Genomic DNA, 23805 nt, shown 5'->3' with positions numbered 1-23805 from the left:
CTATCGGCCCGTGAGTGTTATGGAAGAGCGCTCAGATTTTGAGATCGGTGGGATCCATGTTGCCAGGGGAGAGTCCCGCCATATTGATCTGCCCGTGGTAAGGCTGTACACAAGCACAGAAATGGCGATTCCGGTGTATGTGCAGCGGGGCAAAAAAGATGGTCCCAGGATGTTCGTCTGTGCTGCATTGCACGGTGACGAACTCAACGGTATTGAGGTAATAAGCCGGCTTATCCAAAGTGGCCGCCTAAAATCCCTACGCGGGACCCTGGTTGCCGTTCCAATGGTTAACGTTTACGGGGTATTGCAACACACACGTTACCTGCCTGATCGACGGGATCTAAACCGTTCATTTCCCGGATCGGCAAAGGGATCTCTCGCCGCGCGCATGGCCCACGTTTTTCTCAAAGAGATAGTCACCAAGTGTGACTATGGCATTGATTTACACACAGGCGCAGTCCATCGCAGCAACCTTCCGCAAATTCGCGCTAACTTGGACGATACCCAAACCCGCAAGCTCGCCAAGGCTTTTGGTGTTCCAGTGCTGCTAAACGCCTCTATTCGTGACGGGTCCCTGCGCCAAGCGGCCGCAGATCTCGGTGTGAAAGTGTTGCTCTATGAGGCAGGTGAAGCCCTCCGTTTCGACGAACTCAGTATCCGCGCGGGTGTTAAAGGTGTGATCAACGTGATGAAACACCTGGAGATGCTGCCGCAAACCCGGAAAACGAATGTGATAGAGCCATTTGTCGCTCGCCGAAGCGGTTGGCTGCGCGCGGGGGATAGTGGTATCGCCAATCATCTTAAGGCGCTCGGGGATCAGGTCTACCGGGGGGAATTACTGGCAACAATTGCAGACCCGTACGGCCAGGAACTCGACCAGCTGTTCTGCAATGAAGACGGAATAATTATTGGGCGACAGAATATACCCCTTGTACAGGAGGGTGAGGCGATGTACCACATCGCCTACTTCCGCGAACCCGAGGGCGTTGTCGAAAACCTGGAGCTACTCCAGGACACCCTCTTACCGGATGAGAACTTCTAAGCTATTGCTGCTTCAAAAGTTCCAGGACCTCTTTGCTCGGATACCCTTGAACTTCAACGCCGGCGCGCTTTTCAAATTCACTCACCGCTTTACGAGTGCCAGGCCCGGCCTTTCCATCGATTTCGCCGGTATAAAACCCTTTTTGTTTGAGCAACTTCTGTAGCTCTTCCACCTGAACACTATCCAGTGGAGTAAAGGGGCGTTTCCAGTCATTTACCAAAGGAGCACCGCCGCCAATCCGGTCTGCCAGCAGGCCGATGGCGATCGCATATCGATCGGAGTTGTTGTAACGCTTGAGGACAAAGAAATTTTTGAACACTAAAAATGCAGGGCCATTTCTTCCATCTGGCAGCTTTAGCTCTGCGATAGCTTTTTTATTGGGAAAGGCCTCTCCATTGGCTCGCGTCACACCCAGCTTCTCCCACTCTGCCACCGACATCTTGCCTGCCGGCATTTTGCGGGTGGGGATATTCACTTCATAACCCCAGGGCTTACCCCGCTGCCAGCCGTTACTGGATAGCAGGTTAGCGGCGGTGGCCAGTGCATCCGGGACAGAGTTCCAAATATCCCGTTTACCGTCACCATCAATATCTACAGCATAAGCCTGATAACTGGTCGGGATAAACTGGGTATGTCCCATGGCCCCGGCCCAGGAACCCAACAGATGTTGTCCCTCAATATCACCGGCCTGCAAAATTTTCAGTGCCGCCAGCAGCTGCTGACGACCAAACTTCTTGCGCTGGGGGTCCGCATAAGCCAGCGTTGCCAGGGAGCGAATAACACTTCGCATCACCTTGTCATTGCCAAGAATCCCTCCAAAGCTGGATTCCACCGACCAGATCGCCAGGAGAATATTGGGGTCCACCCCGAAGCGCTTCTGGATCTTATCCAGCCAGGGCTTCATTTTCTCCTTCTCCTGTTTGCCTCGCTCTATCGCTCTCTTCTGCACCCGGTTATCAAAGTACTGCCATACCGGCGCCTTGAACTCCGGTTGGTAAGCAGCGCGATCCAGAACCCACTGGTCTGGAGAGGTGATGCCCTCAAAGGCTCTATCGTAAACTTCCGCGGAGATACCGTTTTTAATCGCGGTATTTCGGAATTCCTTTACCCACTGCTCAAAGGCCGGGTCGGCTTTCTCTTGGGCATGAGTGTTGGAAACCATGAGCACCACACTGATAGCGAGGAGCCAGGATAGATATTGAAACCATTGCAATCTGGGCATGGAATTACCTTCGAGACAACTTTTGCTCGCTCAAGGGTAGAACGAGCCACCCTTATCCGAAAGGTGGACCGGCCAGTAACCGTTGAACTTCCCACCTGCTATTAGACTGGACAGTGGCTCATGAGGGAAGTTCGCGCTGCGCACCTTGGGAGTGAGCCCTGCCGCAAAACAGGGAAGATTAGGGAATGACGTAAAACAACACCGCAAAGAAATGCAAAATACCGCCAGCTAAAACAAAAAGGTGCCAGATGGCATGATGGAAGCGCAGGCTGCGCCAGAGATAAAAAACGATACCGCCGGTGTAACAGAGTCCCCCCAGAACCAGCAGCCAGAGGCCGCCAGTCTCAAGGCTGTCTGCCAAAGGCTTGATTGCAGCGACGACCACCCAGCCCATCAAAGCGCTGAGAGTGATCGACAGAGCACGTATTTTCTTCAAGGGCGTGAACTGGATAATCAATCCGACCAGTGCAAGCCCCCAAATAATCCCGAACAGCCACCATCCCCAAGGGCCCCGCAAGGTAACCAGGGTGAAGGGGGTATAGGTTCCCGCAATTAAAAGGAAGATTGACGAATGGTCCAGAGTCCGCAGAATCGCTTTGGCGCCGATATGACTGACCGCGTGGTACAGGGTGGACGCAAGAAAACAGAGTATCAGGGTAGAGGCGTAGACGCTGGAGCTGACGATATGCCATGCATCTCCGCGCAGGGCAGCAAATCCGGTCAATACACCCAGACCGGCAATTGCCAAAAGGGCCCCAACGCCATGTGTCACGCTGTTGGCGATCTCTTCAGCAAAACTGTAACGACTGGCAACGGAAACGGAAGATGACATAGATTAGCCCGGTTAAATTCAGGTCATAAGCCTGCGGAAAGTGCACGACCAATAACTTGGAACAGGTCTAATGATCAAAGGCCTCACTTAAAATAGCAAGGCCATCACCAGACTGCCTATTCACAACCGGGCGGTCAGGGCCTAAACACTGGCGTTGTGAATACCCATTTCGCAAAGAGCGGAAGATTCACGAACAATAGTTTCGTTGCGATCAGGACCAGTAGAAACAATATCTACAGGAGCACCCACCAGCTCTTCGATGCGGGCGATATAGGCGCGTGCATTGGCCGGCAGATCCGCTTCGCGACGTACACCGAAGGTATTCTCAGTCCAACCGGGCATAGACTCATAAACCGGCTCAACACCTTCCCAGCCAGCGGCATCAAAGGGTACTGGCACTTCTTCACCGGCACTGTTGCGGTAACCTACACAAACCTTCACCTCCTCGAGACCATCGAGAACATCCAGCTTGGTCAGACACAGACCGGAGATACTGTTGATGCGGATCGCGTGGCGCACAGCAACCGCATCAAACCAACCGGTGCGGCGCTGCCGACCAGTCGTAGCGCCGAACTCGTGACCTTTTTCACCCAGGTGGCGACCAACTTCGCAATCCAGTTCGGTCGGGAAGGGACCGCCACCGACACGGGTGGTGTAGGCCTTGGTAATACCCAGCACATAATCCAGATACAGGGGGCCAAAACCGGAACCAGTGGCAGTACCGCCGGCAGTAGTGTTGGAGGAAGTCACGAATGGATAGGTACCGTGATCGATATCCAGAAGGGAGCCCTGGGCACCTTCGAACAGAATATGCTCACCGTTCTCGCGCGCTTTGTGCAGATGATCCGCCACGTCGGTGATCATCGGCACCAGTTGATCGCGCCAGATCTTGGCCTGCTCAACGGTATCTTCGTAACTGACCGGATCAACTTTGTAGTACTCGGTCAGGGCGAAGTTGTGGTAATCAATCAGCTCTTTCAGCTGGTTGCAGAAGTTATCCCAGTTACACAAATCACCCAGACGCAAGCCTCGGCGCGCTACTTTATCTTCGTAAGCGGGACCAATGCCGCGACCAGTTGTACCGATTGCTTTGGCGCCACGTGCTTTTTCTCGAGCCTGGTCGAGGGCAACATGAACGGGCAAAATCAGCGGGCAAGCCGGCGACAGACGCAGTCGCTCGCGCACGGGTACGCCGCGCTCTTCCAGCTCAGCCATCTCTTTCAGCAGCGCTTCGGGAGAGAGCACCACACCATTGCCGATAAGGCAGGTAACGCTGGGGCGCAGGATGCCGGAGGGAATCAGGTGCAGTACGGTTTTTTCGCCATCGATTACCAGGGTGTGGCCCGCATTGTGACCGCCCTGGAAACGCACTACCAGCGAGACCTGTTCGGTTAGCAAGTCGACAATTTTGCCCTTGCCTTCATCGCCCCACTGGGTACCCAGTACTACTACGTTCTTGCCCATCTGTATAAATCTCTAAACTCAGGTTTTTCTCTGCAGGAGCCGGGGCCCCACATAAATGGATGTCTGCGGGCTGGCCCGCGGAATAATAGGCACATCCACTGCGCCCGAAAAATCAGTCTCGTGGTTTAACCACCCACGAATCGCCCTCTGTAACCAACTCTCGGTCACAGCGGGAATCCAGTTCACTATCGGCGCCATTGGCGAGGGCAGTGATAACCACTTCACCGCGACTCCGCAGATCGTGAATCACCTTCCACAATTCAGCGCCCATGGAACCAGACACATCTGGTGCCAATATTGCAGCGCGCTCGTCGACAGTGGCGCTACCCAGGTTACTCAATGCCACCAGGTCACTACTGAAGCCCGTTGCCGGGCGGTCGCGCCCAAACACAGCACCGATACCGTTGTAGCGCCCACCGTTAGCTAAGGCTTGGCCATGACCCGGTGTATAGGCGGCGAATACCAGGCCCGTCTCGTAGTCGTAGCCACGCACTTCACTCAAGTCGAAAAACAGCGTTACCTCTGGGTAGCGCTCACTCAGGGCCTCAGCTACCTGCGTCAGGTCGGAGACCGCCGCCAACAGGTTTTGAGGGGCCGCAGAAAAGAGTTCGCGAGCTCTGTCCAGGCATTCCCGATCACCGACCAGCCCCGGCAGGGCCTTCAGCCACTCTGCAGCTTTCTGATCGACGACATTCTCTTCAACCCACTCACACAGATCTGCGGTCGCTTTGCTCTGCAGCATCGCCGACAGGTCACTGCGTTGCTCATCATTGAGCCCCGCCGCTTCAACCAGGCTTTGGTATATAGCTACGTGACCCAGGTCCAGGTGCACCTGGCTGATACCGGCAACCTGCAGGCTTTGCAGCATCAGTGAGATCACCTCGAGATCTGCACTGAGGTTATCGACACCAAACAGTTCGGCACCGACCTGTATCGGCGCACGCGAGCCCATTGGGGTTCGCGGCTTGGTGTACACCACCTGCCCGGCATAGCAGAGGCGGTTGGCGCCTCGGCGAGGGAAGCTATGGGCATCGATTCGAGCAGTTTGCGGAGTCATATCCGCACGTATTCCCAAGGTGCGACCAGACATCTGGTCGGTGACCTTAAAGGTGCTCAGATCCACATCATGTCCCATCCCAATCAAAAGGGACTCGGTAAATTCCAACATCGGCGGTATCACCAGCTCGTACCCCCAGCAATGGTAGAGGTCCAGTAGTTGGCGGCGCAGAGTCTCCAATTGGACGGCATCGGCAGGCAGAATTTCTGCAATGCCATCCGGTAACATCCAGCGATCGGCTTGAGTCATGATGAAATGAATTCGTCAGCAAGAAATTGCGGTGCTACAGCGCTTCCCACAAATAAGCCGCAGCACTTCCCACAAAAAAACCGGGCTGGGCCCGGTTTGCGTGATTTTAGCATCAAGTGCTGACAGGAAGGTAGGGTTATTAAAACTAACCCGACGCCTGCAGCACTGGGTGGCCGGTGCTGTAGGCGATTCTAAGCCCTACTCTCCCTTCGGGTCTTTCAGGTAGCGGAAGAATTCGCTATCCGGATCGACCAGCAGCATATCCGACTTACTCCGGAAGGACTCCTTGTAAGCCTGCAGACTGCGGGTAAAACGATAGAACTCGGGGTTCTTGCTGTAGGCCGCAGCGTAAATAGCCGCCGCCTCCGCATCACCTGCACCGCGCAGCTCTTCGGCCTGACGGTAGGCCTCGGACTCAATCACCACCTTCTGGCGATCCGCGTTGGCCTTGATACGCTCACTGGCCTCTTCACCTTTCGCGCGGTGATCCCGCGCTTCCAGCTCACGACCGGCGCGCATACGCTGGAAAACGGACTCGGAAACTTCTGGCGGCAGGTCGATGCGCTTAACCCGTACATCAATCACTTCCACACCCAGGTTCTTTTGAGCGACCTGATTCAGGTTTTTGGTGATCTCAGACATTAGCTCGTCGCGCTCACCACTGACCACTTCGTGCAGATCGCGCACACCAAACTGGTTACGCAGGCGGTCATTGATTTGCTCTGACAGCAGACGCACCGCATTGCGCTCATCACCGCGAGTGGCAATGTAAAACTTATCCACATCGGAGATTCGATACTTCGCGTATGAATCAACCATCATGAACTTGTTTTCACTGTTGAGCATGCGCACGGGGCTGGAATCCACCGTTTGAATACGCGCGTCAAACTTGCGCAACCTTTCCGCAAAAGGAATTTTGAAGTAGAGACCCGGCTCGGTGTAGGTACGCACCAGCTCACCGAAGCGCAGCAACACGGCTTTTTCAGTCTCTTTTACTACAAAGGCGCTGGAAGAAAGGACCAGTACGCCAAGCAGGATGACAACAATAATACCCAGTGTTTTGTTATTCATATCATCCCCTCCTAGCGAATAGTCTGACTGCGACGGTTGCTGGCGGCATCCTGGCGCAAGCGCTCAACAATACGCTGATAGACTTCCTCAATCATTACAGGCGAGGTGTCCTGGCTTTGGGCCGCTCGCACCGCACCTGCGCCCCCTTGCGTCAACTTATCTAAAGGCAGATACATCATGTTGTTGCCACCCTCGACATCCACCATCACCTTGGAGGTACTGGACATCACATCCTGCACCGCATCCAGGTAGAGACGCTCACGGGTAACTTCCGGGGCACGCTCGTACTCAGTCAGCAGTTTCTCGAAGCGCACAGCTTCACCTCGAGCACTCTCGACGACGCGAGCCTTGTATGCCTCAGCCTCTTCGATAATTCGCTGTGCCTGACCTCGGGCTACGGGGATTTTTTCATTGGCGTAGGCTTGGGCCTCATTTTGTAGACGCACCTCGTCCTCACGGGCCTTGGTTACATCGTCAAACGCATCCTGCACTTCACGTGGCGCCTTCGCATCAGTCAAGTTAACCACATCAATGCGAATACCAGTCTGGTATAGGTCCAGGTATTCCTGCAGACGCTGCTGAGTATCAGTGGATACCTGAGTCCGGTTTTGGGAAATCACACCGTTTAAGGTGAGAGAGCCCACTACATGGCGAAGGGCGCTATCAGTTGCTTCCTGCAGGCTCTTAACCGGATCGCGAACGCGCAGTACAAAAGATTCTGCATCTCCGACCTGCCACTGTACGGTAAGCACCACCTCTACAATATTCGCGTCTTCAGTCAGCATCTGGCCGGTAGTGCGCTCAGTACGCACCTCGGTCATATTGACCTTGGTCACGGTATCAATAAGCGGCGGGTTCCAGTGTAGACCGGCAGATTCCGTGGAATGGTATTTACCCAGGCGCAAAACAACCGCCTGCTCATTAGCGTTAACCTGGTAAATACCCAGTCCACCGTAGATCAATACGGCCAGGCCAATAACCAGCACCCAAGGGAATTTGACAGAGTCGCCACTTGGGCCACTGCCGCCACCGCCAAAAAGGCCACTTAGTCGCTGCTGAATTTTTCGCAGTAGTTCATCGAGATCGGGCGGGCCTCCGTTATTGCGGTTACCGCCACCACCCCAGGGGTCTTTGTTGTTACCACCCGGCTCATTCCAGGCCATTTAACTTACTCCAACTATGATCACTTAATCTTTCTCTTCGGCGGATTCTAGCATCCATTGCCGACAAAATATCGCCGGCAGGGCCTGCCCTGAGGCAAGTGGGCAGTCTGCGGAGACTAACTCCAAGTAAATTCGACTACAGGCGACTATATGACCTGAATTTAAAAGTCAGTATTTATACAACGGTTACTCGGCAACTGGTTCTTCCGGTAGCCATTCCGGCGCATCATCGCCGGCGATATGTGGCGCCAGCAAACGCTGGAAATCACTGCGTGGCAACAGTACTTGCAGTTCGCAGTCACCGTTATCCCGATAGACCTCAGACTGCACCGCATTGATCTCAAACAGCTGTGCTCGCAGTCGGGACTGGTGGGGTTTTATCACCAGTTGCCCCCGCACCATCTGCTCCCCCAGGCGCTCGGCAATAGCTTCGATCAAAAGCTCGCAGCCCGCTCCAGTTGCCGCAGAGAGCCAAACTGCCCGAGGTACGCCCTCCTCATCCCGGTCTACGCGCGGCTCAAAATCTGCCAGGAGATCAATCTTGTTGTATACAACCAGTTGCGGCAGCTCCGAGGCATCAATCTCCTCCAGAACCGTTTGCACCTCTTCCATCAGGTGTAATCTATCATCTGCCGCAGCATCGACCACATGCAGGAGTAACGTCGCACTAGCCGCCTCTTCTAGTGTTGCACGGAAGGCCTCTACCAGCTTGTGCGGCAAGTGGGAGACAAATCCCACAGTATCAGCCAATACCATGGCGCCAACATTAGGTAATTCAACCCTGCGCATGGTCGGGTCGAGGGTGGCAAACAATTGGTCCCTGACATAGACCTCTGCATCGGTCAGTCGATTGAACAGGGTCGACTTGCCCGCATTGGTGTAGCCAACCAGAGATACTGTGGCCATTTCTGCCCGGGAACGCGCGCGGCGCCCCTGTTCCCGCTGGCGGCGTACCTTTTCCAATCGCTTCTCGATGGAATCTATGCGTGCGCGCAGCAATCGCCGGTCTGTCTCCAACTGGGTTTCACCGGGTCCACGCAGGCCGATACCACCCTTTTGCCTCTCCAGGTGGGTCCAGCCTCGCACCAGCCGCGTTGCCATATGGCGGAGCTGGGCCAACTCCACCTGAAGCTTACCCTCGTGAGTTCGCGCACGCTGGGCAAAAATATCCAGAATAAGTCCTGTGCGATCCAGCACTCGGCACTTTAATTCGCGCTCAATATTGCGCTCCTGACTTGGAGACAGGGTGTGATCAAAGATAACCAGGGCGGCTTCCTGATCTTTGACCACCTGGCGAATCTCCTCCAATTTACCTCGGCCAACAAAGGTCTTTGGGTCTGGAGTGGCGCGCTGGCCGAAAATAAAACTGACAGGATCTGCTCCGGCAGATAGGGCCAACTCCTCAAATTCACGAGGGTCGTCGGGACTGTCGATGGCGGAGAGTTCTAGGTGTACCAGTACTGCAAGCTCACCGGATTCCGGTCGATCGAAAAACAATGGGAATTCTCTATTGCGAAAAGGGCGCGATAAGCCCTGACTGAGGTAACAACCGGCAAGCCCTGCAAGGGGCTCACCGAGTTGCTGGCGCCCCGACAAAACGGGGTGCAGGTGAAATTGATACGGATCTTTTAGCTAAAGGATTCGCGCTCACCGCCTTCACCATTACCCTCGCCGCCGTGCTGGGCTGCGGGATTCAATAGCGGTACGCGCACTGCACGCGACGGAACAACCGTAGAAATGGCGTGCTTATACACCATTTGGCTCACAGTATTTTTGAGTAACACCACGAACTGGTCGAAGGATTCAATTTGCCCTTGGAGCTTGATGCCGTTTACCAGATAGATAGAAACCGGAATACGCTCTTTGCGCAATACGTTGAGGTAAGGGTCTTGTAAGCTGTGCCCTTTTGACATCTTTTTTCTCCTTGTCAAAAAGCTGAATGCGGTATGCAGGCCGCAATCGCACCCGCGAAGAGCGCGGATCAAAAAACGACTGAGGTTGAATACGCGTATAAGTAGTGTAGTAGCGAGCCGGAAAAGGCCGGACTCTGTGAAAACTGACTGAACGGGCTTGTCGTTTAATAGCCCAACCACGTTATGGATGCTTAAGCGAGAAATTTCAAGGCTTCTGCCAATATTTCGTCATTCTCACGCACCCCACCTTGCTCATCCTGAGTGTACAAAGTTAGCAGGTCTGGCCAGCGCCGCAGCCAGGTTAACTGGCGCTTGGCAAGCTGCCTCGTCGCCGCAATTCCAGCGGCTACCATATCATCGTAATCGGTTTGGCCTTGCAAGTGTTGCCAAACTTGCCGATATCCCACCGCGCGAATTGCCGGTAAGTCCTCGTGCAGGTCTCCCCGGTCCAGCAGGCCCTGGACTTCATCAATAAAGCCCGCTGCGAGCATCTTGCGAAAACGCAGTTCTATACGCTGGTGAAGCAGGGATCGATCGCGGGGCATAATGGCCATCTGACACACCTGGTACTGCTCCTGTATTCCCCCAGCTTCCTGCTCGCGACGCAACTGCGAAAGCGGAACACCTGTGAGGCGGTAAACTTCCAGCCCCCTTTCGATACGCACCGAATGGTTGGGATGTAGCTCTGCTGCCAACTGCGGATCCACCTGGGCCAGCTCCGCATGCAATGCAGGCCACCCTTCACGCTCTGCGCGAGCTTCAATTTCTGCTCTCACCGCTGCGTCTGCCTCAGGCAATTTTGCCATGCCTTCCAACAGAGCGCGGAAATACAACATAGTTCCGCCAACCAGTAATGGCACTTTACCAGCAGCGGTAATTTCTGCCATAGCTTTCAGCGCATCTTTGCGGAAACGACCTGCCGAATAAGACTCAGAAGGGTCACAGATATCGATCAAGCGGTGAGGGTATGCAATTAGCTCTTCTACTGAGGGTTTGGCCGAGCCGATATCAAGGCCTCGATATACGAGCGCGGAATCAACACTGATTAACTCCACGGGCAAACGATCGGCGAGCGCCATGGCCAGATCCGTTTTGCCGGAGGCCGTTGGACCCATCAGGAAGATTACACGGGGCTTATCACCCGGCGAACTGTTATTCAACTTACCACCCACTTCTGCCGCGTAACTATTGGCCGCGCATAAACCACTTATCCATATCTGCCAGTTTAACCTGAGTCCAGGTCGGACGACCGTGGTTGCACTGACCACTGCGCTCCGTGCGCTCCATATCCCGCAACAGAGCATTCATTTCCGGAATGGTCAGACGTCGGTTGGCGCGAACAGAGCCATGGCAAGCCATTGTCCCCAGCACTTCGTTGATACGCTCACCAATACGGGCGCTGTCGCCTTCGCCGAGCAGGTCCGAGAGTACATCGCGCACCAGCTGTTCCACTTCCGCGCCGTGCAGCATTGTGGGTACCTGGCGCACCAGTAAGGTCTCCGGACCGGCCCGCTGCAATACGAAACCAAGCGCGGTAAACACCTCGCTGCGCTCCTCGAAGCAGTCCGCTTCCCGCTGGCTGACGGCCAGGCTTACAGGAACCAGAAGGGGCTGAGCCTGGATTCCACCGGCCGCATAAGCCACTTTCATCTGCTCATAGACAATGCGTTCATGGGCAGCGTGCATATCAACAACAACCATCCCGTGCTCGTTTTGCGCGAGAATATAGATCCCGTGCAGCTGCGCCAGGGCAAAGCCCAGCGGCGGCACTTCTGATTCGCTTTCAGTGCCCGCACCGGCCCCTATGGTCGTCCCGGAAGATGCTTGGGGCACAGGCACTGGCCTGCTGGTAGGGGCATCCTGCGGCTGTTGTGTCGCCGGAGATGAGTCCTGATACGGTTGGTGCAGAGCGCCGTAAGCGTTCATCTGCTCGCGCAGATTTGAGGGCGAGGGGCGATTGCTGAGTGGCATTTTATGCTGCCCGGCAAATTCACCGGCCTGTAAACCCGTGACCTGTTCCTGGCGCTCCTGCTCCGGCTCGCTTTCTGTTTCCTCTTTCTGCCCCGGACGCACATCCGCCAGGGCCCGGTGCAAACTGCCAAACAGGAAGTCATGCACCAGGCGACTATCGCGAAAACGCACTTCGTGTTTGGTCGGGTGCACATTCACATCGACGGAAGCCGGGTCCAGCTCCAGGTAAAGTACAAATGCCGGATGGCGACCGTGGTACAAAACATCGGCGAACGCCCGGCGCACCGCGTGGCTGACCACCTTGTCGCGAATAGCACGACCATTGACGTAAAAGAATTGTAAGTCGGCCTGGGAGCGCGAGAATGCAGGTTCCGCAACCCACCCCCACAAGCGCAGGCCGCTGCGCTCTACATCGATATGCAGCGCATTCTGCATAAACGCCGGCCCACACACCTGGGCGACACGGCGCTCCATTTCCACCCGCCCGGTGCCCGCGCGCAGATTATGCACACCCTTGCCGTTGTGGCGCAGGCTGATAGAGACATCAAATCGGGACAGCGCCAAGCGCTTAATCGTCTCATCAATGCGATTGAATTCTGTTTTTTCTGTGCGCAGGAATTTCCGCCGAGCGGGCGTATTGAAGAACAGGTCGCGCACATCCACCGTGGTGCCACGGGGGTGAGCCGAGGGCGCGAGCTGCGCCTGCATGTCGCGGCCCTCCGCACTTACCTGCCACCCCTTGCCACTTTCATCGCGGCTGCTGGTCAATGCCAGACGCGCCACCGAGGAAATACTGGCGAGGGCCTCGCCGCGAAAGCCCAGGGTGGCCACCGCCTCCAGATCTTCCAAAGCGTGAATCTTGGAAGTCGCATGGCGGGCCAGGGCCATTGGCAGGTCTTCCCGCTCTATACCCTTGCCGTTATCGCGCACTTTCATGCGCTTGCTACCACCGCCTTCCACATCGACCTCTAGCCGTGTAGCGCCCGCATCCAGGCTGTTTTCCAGCAACTCCTTGATTACTGATGCCGGGCGCTCAACTACCTCACCGGCGGCAATCTGGTTGGCGAGGCGGGGGGAGAGTTGCTGGATTTTATCGTGCATGAATCTGGCCTGTTAATGCTGCAAGGACCGCTCGACACTGAGGTCTCAGCCGGAAGGAATGCTCAGGGTCTGCCCCACTCGAATCACGGAGTTCTTGATGCCATTCGCTCTCATCAAAGCGGCGACGGAGATATTATATCGCGCCGCGATACCCGAAAGGGTCTCCCCGCGGGCAATAACGTGGTTGCGAGACTTATCGCTCTGGTTGGCGGCGAGCCAGGTATCCGCCGGGGGGCGACTCTTAAAGTGCGCCACTATACCGTCACTGAGCTTTTGCGCCAGCTTGCGCTGGAAACTGGGATCGCGCAGGCGTTTCGCTTCCTGGGGATTGGTAATAAAACCCGTCTCCACCAAAATTGAAGGCACATCCGGCGAACGCAGCACCGAGAAATTGGCCTGCTCCACCTGTTTTTTATGCAGGTGAGTGACGGTGCCAATCTGTGACAGCACACTGGCGCCGATATCCAGGCTGGCATTCATGGTGGCAGTCATGGAGAGGTCGAGCAATACGCCGGCAAGGGTGTCATCCTTATCACCCAAGCTCAAACTGCCGGCGCCACCGATAAGATCGGACTCGTTTTCCCGCGCGGCCAAAAAGCGGGCGGTTTCACTGGTTGCACCCCGGGAGGAGACCGCGTAGACCCCAGCGCCACGGGCATCTTTACGGGTAAAGGCATCGGCGTGGATCGACACAAAAAGGTCCGCACGCATATTTCGCCCAATTTTTACCCGTTCCCGCAAAGGAATATAGTAATCCCCTGTGCGCACCAGTTTGGCGGTAAAGCCCTTCTCACCGTTTATCTTTTTGTGCAGCTGTTTGGCAATCGCCAGCACCACATCCTTTTCCCGCAAGCGGCCGGGACCGGAAGCCCCAGGGTCTTCCCCGCCGTGCCCTGCATCAATAGCGACAATGATATTGCGTTCACTACTGACCTGCTCCAGCGTCTTTTCGCTGCCTTTAACCTCGTCGTAAAGGTCGATCACCAATCGATCCGGCAGGTTTTCATGGCGCCGCAAAGCAAAGCTGCGCGGATTGGCCTGCTGCTTTAGGTCCAATACAACCCGTAGATCTTTTTTATTCTGACGGGCGTGGCGCACCCGCGCGATCGGCGTCTTATCCAGGTCCAACTTGTCCAGCTCGGCCTTCAACTCGGTATCAGAGAGGTCGACAACCACCCGGTGGGGACTCTTGAGGGTGAATAACTTGTGCTCTGCCGGGCCGCTCAAATCAAAAACCAGACGCGTATGGTCGGGTGCTCGCCAGACGCGCACACCTTCCACTTGCGTCGCAGAAGCTGGCAGGAAAACTGCCAGCCACAGCGCGACAACTAACAGAGACCGCCACATAAAACTCATTACTTCCCAGCCCCTTTGCTTATTGGTATCAGTATTTCCCTGTGTTCAGGCGTTTTCAGGATGCTCGCAGCAGCTTTTGCAGCAGGTCTATTACGCGCTCACCCTGGGGCGAGTGCGCAATTAACCTGAGCTGGCGGCCACTTTCCGGTACTTCCAACTCAACTTCCAAGTCTGGAGCCGGCAATATGCCCTCACCCCGCTCGGGCCACTCTACAAGGCTCAAGCTCTGCGCAGAGAAATAATCCCGCACCCCCATAAACTCCAACTCTTCCGGGTCACCCAGACGATAAAGATCGAAGTGGTAAACCCGGTGAGCCTCAAGTTCGTAAGGTTCCACCAGGGTGTAGGTGGGGCTCTTTACCGCACCCTCGTGCCCAAAGGCCCTCAGTACCCCCCGACAAAAAGTTGTCTTTCCCGCGCCCAGCTGACCATTTAAATACAGCGTCAGTCCCTGTTGCAGGCCCGCCGCGAGACAGGCCTGCCCGAGCGAGCTGCCGCCGGATACGGTGGCTGCTTCATCGGCCAAATGTAATTTCAATTCACTCGCCATCAATCTACCAAACGTCTAATCCAGGGCAATAAATCCGTAGCGAGTAATCCCCGCATACCCTCTTCGGCAGCGCGATTACCCGCCTCTCCGTGTAACCACACCGCCAGTCGGGCAGCCTCCACCAGCGGCAAGTGCTGGCCAATCAATGCTGCAACAATACCGGTGAGGAGGTCTCCCATACCACCGGAAGCCATACCCGGGTTACCGCTGTTGATAAGGTCAACACCACCATCATGTGCAATCAGGGTACCGGCGCCTTTTAATATCACTACTCCACTGAATTTTTGCTGAACTGCAATAGCAGCGGCGCGAGGATCGGCGAGCACCTCGGCGGTATCACAACCCAGGAGGCGGGCGGCCTCCCCCACATGTGGGGTCAACACCCAGTCATCCCGCCGGACCCCGGCCAGAACCCGGCCCTCGGCGAGAATATTCAATGCATCGGCATCTACGACCAAGGGCGCCTCAGCTCGGCCGGCTCGCGCCAGCAGCTGCTCACTCCAGGGGGAGCGTCCCAAACCGGGGCCCACTGCAATTACGCTGGGGCCTTCGAGCAGCGGTTCCAGCTCCTGCCCGGAAATCACCGGATGGGCCATCACTTCTGGACTGCGAGTTAACGCTGCGGACAAATGCTCAGGGCGGGTCGCCAGGGAAATCAGCCCGGCTCCACAGCGCGCTGTGGATTGCGCAGCCATCAATGCAGCACCGCCAAATCCGGTATCACCGCCGACAACCAAAATATGGCCAAACTGGTTTTTAAAGCTATCGGCGGCACGCGCTGGCAGGCGACGGATGGCATCAGCCTCGTAACGCATAGCCAAAGGCTCAACTGCCCGGTAGGCAGCCTCAGGTGCCCCCAAGTCTTCGAAAATTACCTCTCCGCAGAGCGCCGGGCCGCGACCGCAGTAGAGCCCCATTTTGCGGCCGATAAAAGTCACCGTCATATCGGCACTGACCGCCTCGCCGGCACTGCCGGTATCGGCACTCAGACCGGAGGGGATATCCACAGCCAACACCGGGCCGGGGCTTTTGCGGATTCGCTCAACCGCATGCGCCACGCCGGAGCGCAGCTCACCGCTAAAGCCTGTTCCCAGCAATGCATCCACAATCAGTGTATTGGCATCCGCCGTATCCAGTTCTGCGAGAGAGTTCACCACCTGGACACCTTCCCGGCAGGCGTACTCATAGGCCTCCCGGGCATCGCCACTCAGGTGCTGAGGATCGGTACACGCATAGACGGTGACCGGGATTTTCTTTTGCGCGGCGAGGGCGGCAATCACATAGCCATCCCCACCGTTGTTCCCACCACCGCAGAAAACCTGGAGGCGGCCGATCTCCGGCCAGTGCCTGCGTAGATGTGAAAAAGCCGCGCGACCGGCGCGCTTCATCAGTTGAATGGAGGGGATTTCCAGTGCAGCAATCGTCTGTCGATCCAGCTCACGTACCGACTCGGCACTGTATAGAGGTTGAGGCGTGTCCATGCAGCTCCCGCGATGTGGTCAAGAATTCATCTGTGGCAAAATAGGCAATTACATCGCCATCGTTTGCGCCAACCGTAAAGTATACCGCCCCGGCCAGGCATTGTGCTTGCAGGGAATATCGAGCCGCTTTATCTATGACCGAATCACTGCTCGCCGACTTAGCCCAACAGATCAAAATTTGGGGCAGAGAACTGGGCTTCCAACAAGTGGGTATTACCGATTGCCAGCTGGAGGAGGAAGGGGAACGCCTGCGCGCCTGGATTGATGCGGGCTATCACGCTGACATGGACTGGATGGGCGCTCACGGTGAGAAACGCTGGCGCCCCGAATTACTGGAGCCGGGAACACTGCGGGTAATCAGCGTGCGTCTGGACTACCTGCCGCCGGACACCCAGCCGATTAAAGTGTTGAAGGATTCGAGTAAGGCCTATGTATCCCGCTACGCGAATGGCCGCGATTACCACAAGCTGATCCGAAAACGCCTGGCCAACCTGTCAAAGCAAATTGATACCTATTGCGCCGAGCGGGGCATTGAATCGAAAGGTCGGGCTTTTACCGACAGCGCCCCGGTGATGGAGAAGGCCCTGGCAGCCAAGGCCGGCCTGGGCTGGATTGGTAAAAATACGCTGGTACTGAATTCGACTGCCGGCTCTTACTTTTTCCTCGGCGAAATCTACACCAACTTGCCGCTCCCCATAGATATCAGCGAGGAACATGATCAGTGTGGCGACTGTGTCGCCTGCCTCAGGGTTTGCCCCACTGATGCCTTTATCGATGACCGCACCCTGGATGCGCGGCGCTGTATCTCCTACCTCACTATTGAAAACAAAGGCCCAATCCCTGAGGAATTTCGCGAGCCCATCGGCAACCGAATATACGGCTGCGACGACTGCCAAATAGTGTGCCCTTGGAATAAATTCGCCAAGCCCACCAAGGAAAAAGATTTTCATCCCCGACACGAACTGGACAATGGTGAGCTGCTGAAATTGTTTACCTGGAGCGAAGAGGAGTTCCTGCGCAAGACTGAGGGTTCGGCGATTCGCCGAATCGGCCACGAGCGCTGGCTGCGCAACCTGGCTGTTGCCATAGGCAATGGGGAGACCACGCCCGAAGTCATCAATACCCTGGAGAGTGCGCGCGCCAACGCCACGCCCCTGGTTCTGGAGCATATCGATTGGGCGCTGGAGCGGTTGCGCAGCGGGCGCAGGCGCAAGCGTAAAATCAAACGCAAGCCCGCTGGCTAATCGGGAGTGGGGGTCAGAGGCGGAAAAAAGTCTCGCGGTAGTGGCGCAATTCCTCAATAGAATCACGGATATCGTCGAGCGCCAAATGGCTGCTGTGTTTTTTAACTCCATCCAAAACCTCTGGGCGCCAGCGACGAGCCAATTCCTTCACCGAGCTGACATCCAGATTGCGGTAGTGGAAATAGGATTCCAACTCCGGCATATATTTCACCAGGAAGCGGCGGTCCTGGCCGATAGAGTTGCCACACATGGGAGATGCTCCCTCAGGGACCCACTGTCGCAAGAACTCCAGGGTCTCCCTTTCCGCGTCCCTTTCGGAAATACTGGACTCTTTAACCCGCGTTACCAGCCCGGAACCACCGTGCTGTTCGGTATTCCATTCATCCATTGCATCTAGCAATGCATCGCTCTGGTGGATGACCATTGAGGGACCCTCGGCGAGAATCTCCAGGCGTGAATCCGTCACGATTGTGGCAATTTCAATAATGCGCTCTTTGTCCGGATTCAGGCCTGTCATCTCCAGGTCAATCCAGATCAGGTTATTCTGATCCACAACGGGTCTCCTCAAACTTTCCGCGCAAGTTACCGCAACTACCCTGCAATAGCTATAATCCGCCGCTAGTCTCCAGGTGCTAGTGCATGAGTAAACGCAAATTAAATCGCCGCCAACAGTGGCGTATCAACAAAATCCAGCAGGAACGCGAAGCCCGCGCCCGCAAGCGCGAGCAATCTGCCGAAGAGGCCCTGGAAGAGGGGCAACTGGGGCAGGAACAGATTGGCCTGGTTATCGCCAACTATGGCACACAGGTTTTAGTGGAGAGCGAGAGTGATCCGAGCCTGCGCCAGCGCTGCCATTTGCGCGCCAATATCGAAACCCTGGTGACCGGCGATCGCGTTGCCTGGCACCCTGCCAGTGAAGATAGCGACGGAGGCATTGGTGTTATCGGCGCGCGCCTGCCGCGCAATTCCGAGCTGCAAAGACCCGATCGCTACGGCGACCTGAAAACTGTCGCAGCCAATATCGATCGCATATTGATCGTTATCGCCCCTTACCCCGAACCCTTTGCCAATGCCATCGACCGCTACCTGGTAGCCGCAGAGACCACCGGCATAGCACCCATGCTGCTGCTCAACAAAACCGACCTGATTAATGAGCGCAATCGCGATTCACTAGAGGAGCTACTCGCCCCCTACCCGGAGCTCGGCTATCCGGTCTTACGGTTATCCACCAAAACTGGCGAGGGCCTGCCGGAGCTGCTGGAAACCCTTGCGCAAGGATGTAGCGTTTTTGTAGGGCAGTCCGGGGTGGGCAAGTCATCCCTGGTCAACGCACTGCTTCCCAGTGCCGGCGCCCGCACCGGTGCCTTGTCAGAGGCCACACAGAAGGGGACTCACACCACTACAGCGGCGGAACTGTTTCACCTGCCCAGTGGGGGTGATCTGATAGACTCCCCCGGGATTCGCGAATTTGGACTCTGGCATATGGAGGAGGCCGCCCTATTGGAAGGTTTTGTCGAATTCCGACCATTTATAGGACACTGCCGCTTTCGCGACTGCCGCCACCAGGGCGAACCCGGTTGCGCTATCCAGGAGGCTCTGACCGATGGAAAAATTAGCGAGCGCCGCATGAATAGTTTTCTGCATTTGCGCAACAGCCTGGAATCGGAGAACAAGTTTTGAAACTGATCATCGAAGCGGAAGAACTCGCGACTCAGCTTGAGCGCGAAGAACTGCTGATTGTAGACCTCAGCTCACCCCACAATTACCTCAACGGCCATATTCCAGGGGCTATTCATCTGCCGTTCCAGGCGCTGATGGCTGGCACCGCGCCCGCACCGGGCAAACTTCCCGGTATCGAACAGCTGACCCAGATTTTTCAAGCTATTGGCTTGAAGCCGGAACAACATGTGGTCGCCTGTGACGACGAAGGCGGCGGTTGGGCTGGGCGCTTTTTGTGGACCTTGGAAATGATAGGCCACCGCAATTACAGCTACTTGAATGGTGGCATGTTGGCCTGGCGAGGCGCCGGCCTTCCTCTCACTACCGAGGCACCGGATATCGAGCCGAGTGATATTCAAATCACCGTCAACAGCACAGCTGCGATGGACGCCCAACAAATCCAGGATCAACTGGGCAATGATGAATTCCTTGTTTGGGATGCTCGTTCACCCCAGGAATATCGCGGTGAGCGGGTCCTGGCCATGAAGGGCGGTCATATCCCGGGAGCAATCAATTGCGAGTGGACTCAATTGATGGATCCGCAAAAAGATCTGCGCATTAGATCGGATGCCCGCGAATTCCTCGCTGCACAGGGAATTGATAGCTCACACAAGATTGTCACCCACTGCCAAAGCCATCACCGCTCCGCTTTTACCTGGTTAGTGGGCAAGTCCCTGGGATTTGATATTCGCGCTTATCCAGGCTCCTGGAGTGAGTGGGGCAATTTGCCCAATACTCCGGTACAGCAGTAGATACATTGAGAAAAGACGTAGATTTATGAACCCTAAACTTTTTGCCGCCCTGCAATACCTAACGCCGCAACACGCGCTCTCCCGCGCTGCCGGCTGGTTGGCGAATACAGAACTCAAGTGGATCAAAGATCCTTTCACCCGCTGGTTTGTTGAGAAGTACGGCGTGGATATGCAGGAGGCCAAAGAGAGCGACTGCACTGCCTACCGCACCTTCAATGAATTCTTCACCCGCGAGCTGGTAGACGGAGCCCGCCCCATTATCGAAGGGCAACACACCCTCGCCAGCCCTGCCGACGGCGCCATCAGCCAGCTGGGCCAGATCCATAACGGCCGTATTTTCCAGGCTAAAGGTCACGACTACAGCTTGGTGGAACTGGTGGGCGGTGATCCCAAGGTAGCAGCACAATTTAATGACGGACATTTTGCCACTGTGTATCTGTCACCGAAGGACTATCACCGTGTGCATATGCCCATGGCCGGCACCCTGCGCAGCATGACCTATGTGCCCGGGCAGCTTTTCTCTGTAAATACAGTAACGGCAGAAAATGTGCCGCGCCTGTTCGCGCGCAATGAGCGTCTGGTCTGCGTATTCGATACGGAAGCGGGCCCTATGGCAATGATCCTGGTGGGTGCGATGATTGTTGCCGGTATCGAAACCGTTTGGGCCGGACAAGTCGCTCCTATCCAGCGCAAGGTTATCAGCACGGATTATATGGATAAGGCACCCATCCACTTGGAGAAAGGTGAGGAGATGGGACGCTTTAAGCTGGGCTCTACCGTCATTATGCTATTTGGCGCAGACCAGGTGAGCTGGCTCGACCAGCTTGAAGCCGAGTCGCCCGTGCGCATGGGTGAGCATTTCGGTAATTTATTATCCGGCAAGGACTGATATTAGTAAGGGACAGCGGCAGTTTTCACTGCCGCCTCTGAAAAAGAGAGCGTTTACTTTGTCAGGCGCGTCAGCAGCTGCCCCAATCGGCCACCGCGGAATAAATAATTGTCGCGAATATTCGCCGCATCCACCTGGGGGTAAGCTCCGGGTTCTATATCCCTGAGGATACTGATCTTTTCCTCGACACTCATCTTGCCACGCTCGATAAGCTTCTGCTCTCGATCCTCAACTTCAGCTAAGTCACACAGGCGAGGCTTGCTGAGCGTTTGTTTTTGCCCATCGAGAACGATCATTACCTTTGGTCGCAAGCGCCGGTCGTAGGTCTGTTCCACGACCACGCCGACTTCTCCGGTGGACAACTCTACCTGAGTACCCGTGGGATAGAGACCAATAGCCTGAATGAACTCCACTACCAACTGTTCCTGGTAGGCGATACCCCGCAGGTCATACAACTTGGCAACTGCCCGGGATGGCGCTACCGGCTCACTGGAACCTCTTGGGTTAGTGGCTTCATCATAGAAAGTCACTATTCCGCACATGCGCGCCAACACTGAAATCCTGTCACCGCGCAAGCCCTCAGGGTAGCCACTACCATCGTGGCGCTCGCAGTGGGCACTAATGACTTCGATAACCTTCGGATCTATTTGTGGGTCTGCCGACAGCATCTTGACGCTGTGCTGCACAAACTTTCGATACTCCAATTCACTGCGCGGATCGCGCTGCTTCATCTGCAGCACTTCCCCGTCGATAGCCAGCTTGCCTACATCCTTCAGCAGAGTAGCCACCCCGAGCTTTAGTAAATCACTGCGTGAAAGACCGATATGGCGGCCGAATAGCACCGCCCAAATACTGGCACGTACCGAGTGACTGTAGGTGTGCTCATCCTTATCTCGTACACGAGCCAGCCAGGCAAACGCATCGGGACTGCGCAGCACACTTTCTACTAAATCCTCAACGACTTGGTTGACCTGCTGTACCGGTATGGGCCTGTTGTTAGCGACAAACCCCATCACTTCACTCATACCATAGAGGATCTGGCCGTGAAGCTTACGCGCATTACTGGCTTCTCGCTGCGCCGGCTGCGGAGGGGGGTATTTTTTATGGGAAACAGTGACAGGCTTACAAGGGATAGTGACCGCTGTGCGGCCAGAAGAACGACCCCTTGCGGAAGTGTCGCTGCCTCCGAGCAATCGGCGCAGGGTAACACCGGCACTACCGACAGTTTTGTGGACATCGACATAAACAAACCGGCAGTATTTCTGTAGCTGGCGGATTTCTTCCAAATCGCGGATATAAAAACCCTGCAGCGCAAATGGGGTTCGTGTCCAAGGCCGGTCAAGCTTGGAGACGAACATGCCGCGCTGTAAATCACCGACAGAAATTTTTGCTTGTTCGATTGCCACTGGGGAAGGTGCCGACAACTGTAGTTAACGCTAAAACGCTGCCCTGAAAGACCCCGTGGCGTAAGATCCTCGGTCCTCTGGGCAAGCTCACCTTTATATCATGGAGAGATATTAAGGTTCACCCGCCCAAAGTGAGACTGTATTCACAGACTCAGAGATCAGTGGCCAGTTTAGGCGTGATATTGGGCTGACAGTTCTACCACAGCTTCAATCATGGCTCCGGCATGTTTGGGGTCTACCTTCGGGGTAATTCCGTGACCTAAATTGAAAACGTGGCCACTACCCTGACCAAAAGACTTCAAAACAGCCGCCACTTCTGTGCGAATTCGTTCGGGACTCGCGTAGAGAACAGCTGGATCCAAGTTGCCTTGCAGGGCCACCTTGTCTCCCACTCGGGCGCGGGCGCTGCCAATGTCTGTCGTCCAATCCAAGCCCAGGGCGTCAGCGCCAGTATCAGCCATTGCTTCCAACCACTGACCGCCTCCCTTAGTGAACAGGATGGCCGGCACTCGACGACCGTCGACTTCTTTAATCAGCCCCTGGAGAATTCTCTGCATATATTTCAGGGAGAATTCACGGTAAGCACTGTGGCTGAGTGCCCCGCCCCAGGTATCAAAGATCTGTACGGCCTGGGCACCAGCGCGAATCTGGGCGTTCAGGTAATCGGTAACAGAGTCGGCCAGCACCGTGAGTAACTGGTGCATCAGCTCAGGGCGGTTGTAGAGCATTTCCTTACAGCGGGCAAAATCCTTGCTGGAGCCGCCTTCAACCATATAAGTCGCCAACGTCCATGGGCTGCCGGAGAAGCCGATAAGCGGCACGCGACCATTCAACTCGCGGCGGATGGTGGACACGGCATTCATCACATAGTCCAAATCCTTTTCGCTGTTCACCACTTCCAGGGCTTCGATATCGGCCGCTGTGCGCAGGGGCTTGTGGAACTTGGGGCCCTCTCCCTCAGAGAAGTAGAGGCCCAGGCCCATGGCATCGGGAATAGTCAGGATGTCGGAAAACAGAATGGCGGCATCCAGCGGGTAGCGCTCCAAGGGTTGCAGCGTTACCTCACAGGCCAGCTCGGTATTGCGGCACAGATCCATAAAGCTGCCGGCTTCGGCGCGGCTGGCTCGATATTCTGGCAGGTAGCGCCCCGCCTGTCGCATCATCCACACAGGCGTTCGATCCACTGGCTGGCGCAGCAGGGCGCGAAGAAAGCGGTCGTTTTTCAATTCGGACGGTTTGGTATCAGACATAGGCACACCGAGCGGGCTAAAAAAACGGGCATTGTACAGGGGCTTGGCCGCTATACACAGGGTGGCAAAGATA

General features: G+C 55.8%; 21 protein-coding genes. 5 read left to right on the top strand and 16 right to left on the bottom strand.

What is annotated here, in order from left to right; all coding sequences use genetic code 11:
• Positions 1-19: 19 nt before the first annotated feature.
• Positions 20-1042, top strand: coding sequence for a succinylglutamate desuccinylase/aspartoacylase family protein (locus BTJ40_RS01455; protein WP_108731454.1), 1023 nt, complete (start codon positions 20-22; stop codon positions 1040-1042).
• Position 1043: 1 nt separating this feature from the next.
• Here BTJ40_RS01455 and BTJ40_RS01450 read toward each other — a convergent pair whose 3' ends face one another.
• From BTJ40_RS01450 to BTJ40_RS01390, 13 genes are all read right to left on the bottom strand, one after another.
• Positions 1044-2264, bottom strand: a complete 1221-nt coding sequence (locus BTJ40_RS01450) for a lytic murein transglycosylase (RefSeq protein WP_108731453.1) — start codon at positions 2262-2264, stop codon at positions 1044-1046.
• A gap of 178 nt (positions 2265-2442) precedes the next feature.
• Positions 2443-3096 carry a hemolysin III family protein gene (locus tag BTJ40_RS01445; protein WP_108731452.1) on the bottom strand — a complete coding sequence of 218 codons (654 nt, stop codon included), beginning with the start codon at positions 3094-3096 and terminating at the stop codon, positions 2443-2445.
• Positions 3097-3237: 141 nt separating this feature from the next.
• Positions 3238-4560 carry an adenylosuccinate synthase gene (locus BTJ40_RS01440; protein ID WP_108731451.1) on the bottom strand — a complete coding sequence of 441 codons (1323 nt, stop codon included), beginning with the start codon at positions 4558-4560 and terminating at the stop codon, positions 3238-3240.
• A gap of 112 nt (positions 4561-4672) precedes the next feature.
• Entirely contained in the window at positions 4673-5866 is a 1194-nt protein-coding gene (locus BTJ40_RS01435; RefSeq protein WP_108731450.1) for an ATP phosphoribosyltransferase regulatory subunit, read from the bottom strand.
• A 198-nt stretch (positions 5867-6064) separates the two neighbouring features.
• Entirely contained in the window at positions 6065-6937 is an 873-nt protein-coding gene (gene hflC / locus BTJ40_RS01430; RefSeq protein ID WP_108731449.1) for a protease modulator HflC, read from the bottom strand.
• Positions 6938-6948: 11 nt separating this feature from the next.
• On the bottom strand, positions 6949-8100 hold the full coding sequence (gene hflK / locus BTJ40_RS01425) for an FtsH protease activity modulator HflK (protein WP_108731448.1): 1152 nt from the start codon (positions 8098-8100) through the stop codon (positions 6949-6951).
• Positions 8101-8286: 186 nt separating this feature from the next.
• Positions 8287-9597 (bottom strand): ribosome rescue GTPase HflX, encoded by a 1311-nt coding sequence (gene hflX, locus BTJ40_RS01420; RefSeq protein ID WP_108731447.1) that lies wholly within the window; start codon positions 9595-9597, stop codon positions 8287-8289.
• Between the two features lie 131 nt (positions 9598-9728).
• Positions 9729-10013 carry an RNA chaperone Hfq gene (gene hfq, locus BTJ40_RS01415; protein WP_020413623.1) on the bottom strand — a complete coding sequence of 95 codons (285 nt, stop codon included), beginning with the start codon at positions 10011-10013 and terminating at the stop codon, positions 9729-9731.
• Positions 10014-10204: 191 nt separating this feature from the next.
• Entirely contained in the window at positions 10205-11128 is a 924-nt protein-coding gene (gene miaA, locus BTJ40_RS01410) for a tRNA (adenosine(37)-N6)-dimethylallyltransferase MiaA (RefSeq protein WP_238152197.1), read from the bottom strand.
• A gap of 70 nt (positions 11129-11198) precedes the next feature.
• Positions 11199-13085: a DNA mismatch repair endonuclease MutL gene (mutL, locus tag BTJ40_RS01405; RefSeq protein WP_108731445.1), complete on the bottom strand. Its 1887-nt coding sequence runs from the start codon at positions 13083-13085 to the stop codon at positions 11199-11201.
• 45 nt (positions 13086-13130) lie between these two features.
• Positions 13131-14441: an N-acetylmuramoyl-L-alanine amidase gene (locus BTJ40_RS01400; RefSeq protein WP_108731444.1), complete on the bottom strand. Its 1311-nt coding sequence runs from the start codon at positions 14439-14441 to the stop codon at positions 13131-13133.
• Between the two features lie 55 nt (positions 14442-14496).
• A complete protein-coding gene (gene tsaE, locus BTJ40_RS01395) occupies positions 14497-14991 on the bottom strand; it encodes a tRNA (adenosine(37)-N6)-threonylcarbamoyltransferase complex ATPase subunit type 1 TsaE (RefSeq protein ID WP_108731443.1) in 495 nt (164 codons plus the stop codon).
• The gene (locus BTJ40_RS01390) at positions 14991-16472 is read right to left on the bottom strand and encodes an NAD(P)H-hydrate dehydratase (RefSeq protein WP_108731442.1); all 1482 of its coding nucleotides are present in this window, start codon (positions 16470-16472) and stop codon (positions 14991-14993) included. The genes tsaE and BTJ40_RS01390 overlap by 1 nt, the downstream gene beginning before the upstream one ends.
• A gap of 134 nt (positions 16473-16606) precedes the next feature.
• On the opposite strand from BTJ40_RS01390, the gene queG reads away from it, so the two are divergent.
• Positions 16607-17716 (top strand): tRNA epoxyqueuosine(34) reductase QueG, encoded by a 1110-nt coding sequence (queG, locus tag BTJ40_RS01385; protein WP_108731441.1) that lies wholly within the window; start codon positions 16607-16609, stop codon positions 17714-17716.
• Between the two features lie 13 nt (positions 17717-17729).
• On the opposite strand, the gene orn is transcribed toward queG, so the two are convergent.
• Positions 17730-18269 (bottom strand): oligoribonuclease, encoded by a 540-nt coding sequence (gene orn / locus BTJ40_RS01380; protein WP_108731440.1) that lies wholly within the window; start codon positions 18267-18269, stop codon positions 17730-17732.
• Between the two features lie 86 nt (positions 18270-18355).
• Here orn and rsgA point away from each other — a divergent pair, with 86 nt between their 5' ends.
• Genes rsgA through asd form a run of 3 tightly spaced genes read left to right on the top strand, consistent with a single transcriptional unit; the run spans position 18356 to position 21076 of the window.
• Complete coding sequence (rsgA, locus tag BTJ40_RS01375) at positions 18356-19396, top strand: small ribosomal subunit biogenesis GTPase RsgA (protein ID WP_108731439.1); 1041 nt, start codon at positions 18356-18358, stop codon at positions 19394-19396.
• Entirely contained in the window at positions 19393-20187 is a 795-nt protein-coding gene (locus BTJ40_RS01370; RefSeq protein WP_108731438.1) for a sulfurtransferase, read from the top strand. The genes rsgA and BTJ40_RS01370 overlap by 4 nt, the downstream gene beginning before the upstream one ends.
• Positions 20188-20212: 25 nt before the next feature.
• The gene (gene asd, locus BTJ40_RS01365; RefSeq protein WP_108731437.1) at positions 20213-21076 is read left to right on the top strand and encodes an archaetidylserine decarboxylase; all 864 of its coding nucleotides are present in this window, start codon (positions 20213-20215) and stop codon (positions 21074-21076) included.
• A gap of 53 nt (positions 21077-21129) precedes the next feature.
• On the opposite strand, the gene BTJ40_RS01360 is transcribed toward asd, so the two are convergent.
• Together BTJ40_RS01360 and hemE are read right to left on the bottom strand one after the other, a co-directional pair.
• Positions 21130-22482, bottom strand: coding sequence for an HD-GYP domain-containing protein (locus BTJ40_RS01360; RefSeq protein ID WP_108731436.1), 1353 nt, complete (start codon positions 22480-22482; stop codon positions 21130-21132).
• 170 nt (positions 22483-22652) lie between these two features.
• Positions 22653-23732, bottom strand: a complete 1080-nt coding sequence (hemE, locus tag BTJ40_RS01355; RefSeq protein ID WP_108731435.1) for a uroporphyrinogen decarboxylase — start codon at positions 23730-23732, stop codon at positions 22653-22655.
• Positions 23733-23805: the final 73 nt, after the last annotated feature.

This window comes from Microbulbifer sp. A4B17 (assembly GCF_003076275.1).
Lineage (GTDB): Bacteria > Pseudomonadota > Gammaproteobacteria > Pseudomonadales > Cellvibrionaceae > Microbulbifer.
This window is presented reverse-complemented; position numbering and strand designations above follow the sequence as displayed.

Excerpts from the sequence above, each read along its gene's own strand:
- mutL (WP_108731445.1), bottom strand. The coding sequence starts at position 13,085 with ATGCACGATAAAATCCAGCAACTCTCCCCCCGCCTCGCCAACCAGATT.
- BTJ40_RS01455 (WP_108731454.1), top strand. The coding sequence starts at position 20 with ATGGAAGAGCGCTCAGATTTTGAGATCGGTGGGATCCATGTTGCCAGG.
- hflC (WP_108731449.1), bottom strand. The coding sequence starts at position 6,937 with ATGAATAACAAAACACTGGGTATTATTGTTGTCATCCTGCTTGGCGTA.
- tsaE (WP_108731443.1), bottom strand. The coding sequence starts at position 14,991 with ATGGCGAGTGAATTGAAATTACATTTGGCCGATGAAGCAGCCACCGTA.
- rsgA (WP_108731439.1), top strand. The coding sequence starts at position 18,356 with ATGAGTAAACGCAAATTAAATCGCCGCCAACAGTGGCGTATCAACAAA.
- miaA (WP_238152197.1), bottom strand. The coding sequence starts at position 11,128 with ATGGGTCCAACGGCCTCCGGCAAAACGGATCTGGCCATGGCGCTCGCC.
- BTJ40_RS01450 (WP_108731453.1), bottom strand. The coding sequence starts at position 2,264 with ATGCCCAGATTGCAATGGTTTCAATATCTATCCTGGCTCCTCGCTATC.
- BTJ40_RS01400 (WP_108731444.1), bottom strand. The coding sequence starts at position 14,441 with ATGAGTTTTATGTGGCGGTCTCTGTTAGTTGTCGCGCTGTGGCTGGCA.
- BTJ40_RS01435 (WP_108731450.1), bottom strand. The coding sequence starts at position 5,866 with ATGACTCAAGCCGATCGCTGGATGTTACCGGATGGCATTGCAGAAATT.
- BTJ40_RS01445 (WP_108731452.1), bottom strand. The coding sequence starts at position 3,096 with ATGTCATCTTCCGTTTCCGTTGCCAGTCGTTACAGTTTTGCTGAAGAG.
- hfq (WP_020413623.1), bottom strand. The coding sequence starts at position 10,013 with ATGTCAAAAGGGCACAGCTTACAAGACCCTTACCTCAACGTATTGCGC.
- queG (WP_108731441.1), top strand. The coding sequence starts at position 16,607 with ATGACCGAATCACTGCTCGCCGACTTAGCCCAACAGATCAAAATTTGG.
- hemE (WP_108731435.1), bottom strand. The coding sequence starts at position 23,732 with ATGTCTGATACCAAACCGTCCGAATTGAAAAACGACCGCTTTCTTCGC.
- asd (WP_108731437.1), top strand. The coding sequence starts at position 20,213 with ATGAACCCTAAACTTTTTGCCGCCCTGCAATACCTAACGCCGCAACAC.
- BTJ40_RS01390 (WP_108731442.1), bottom strand. The coding sequence starts at position 16,472 with ATGGACACGCCTCAACCTCTATACAGTGCCGAGTCGGTACGTGAGCTG.
- BTJ40_RS01440 (WP_108731451.1), bottom strand. The coding sequence starts at position 4,560 with ATGGGCAAGAACGTAGTAGTACTGGGTACCCAGTGGGGCGATGAAGGC.
- hflK (WP_108731448.1), bottom strand. The coding sequence starts at position 8,100 with ATGGCCTGGAATGAGCCGGGTGGTAACAACAAAGACCCCTGGGGTGGT.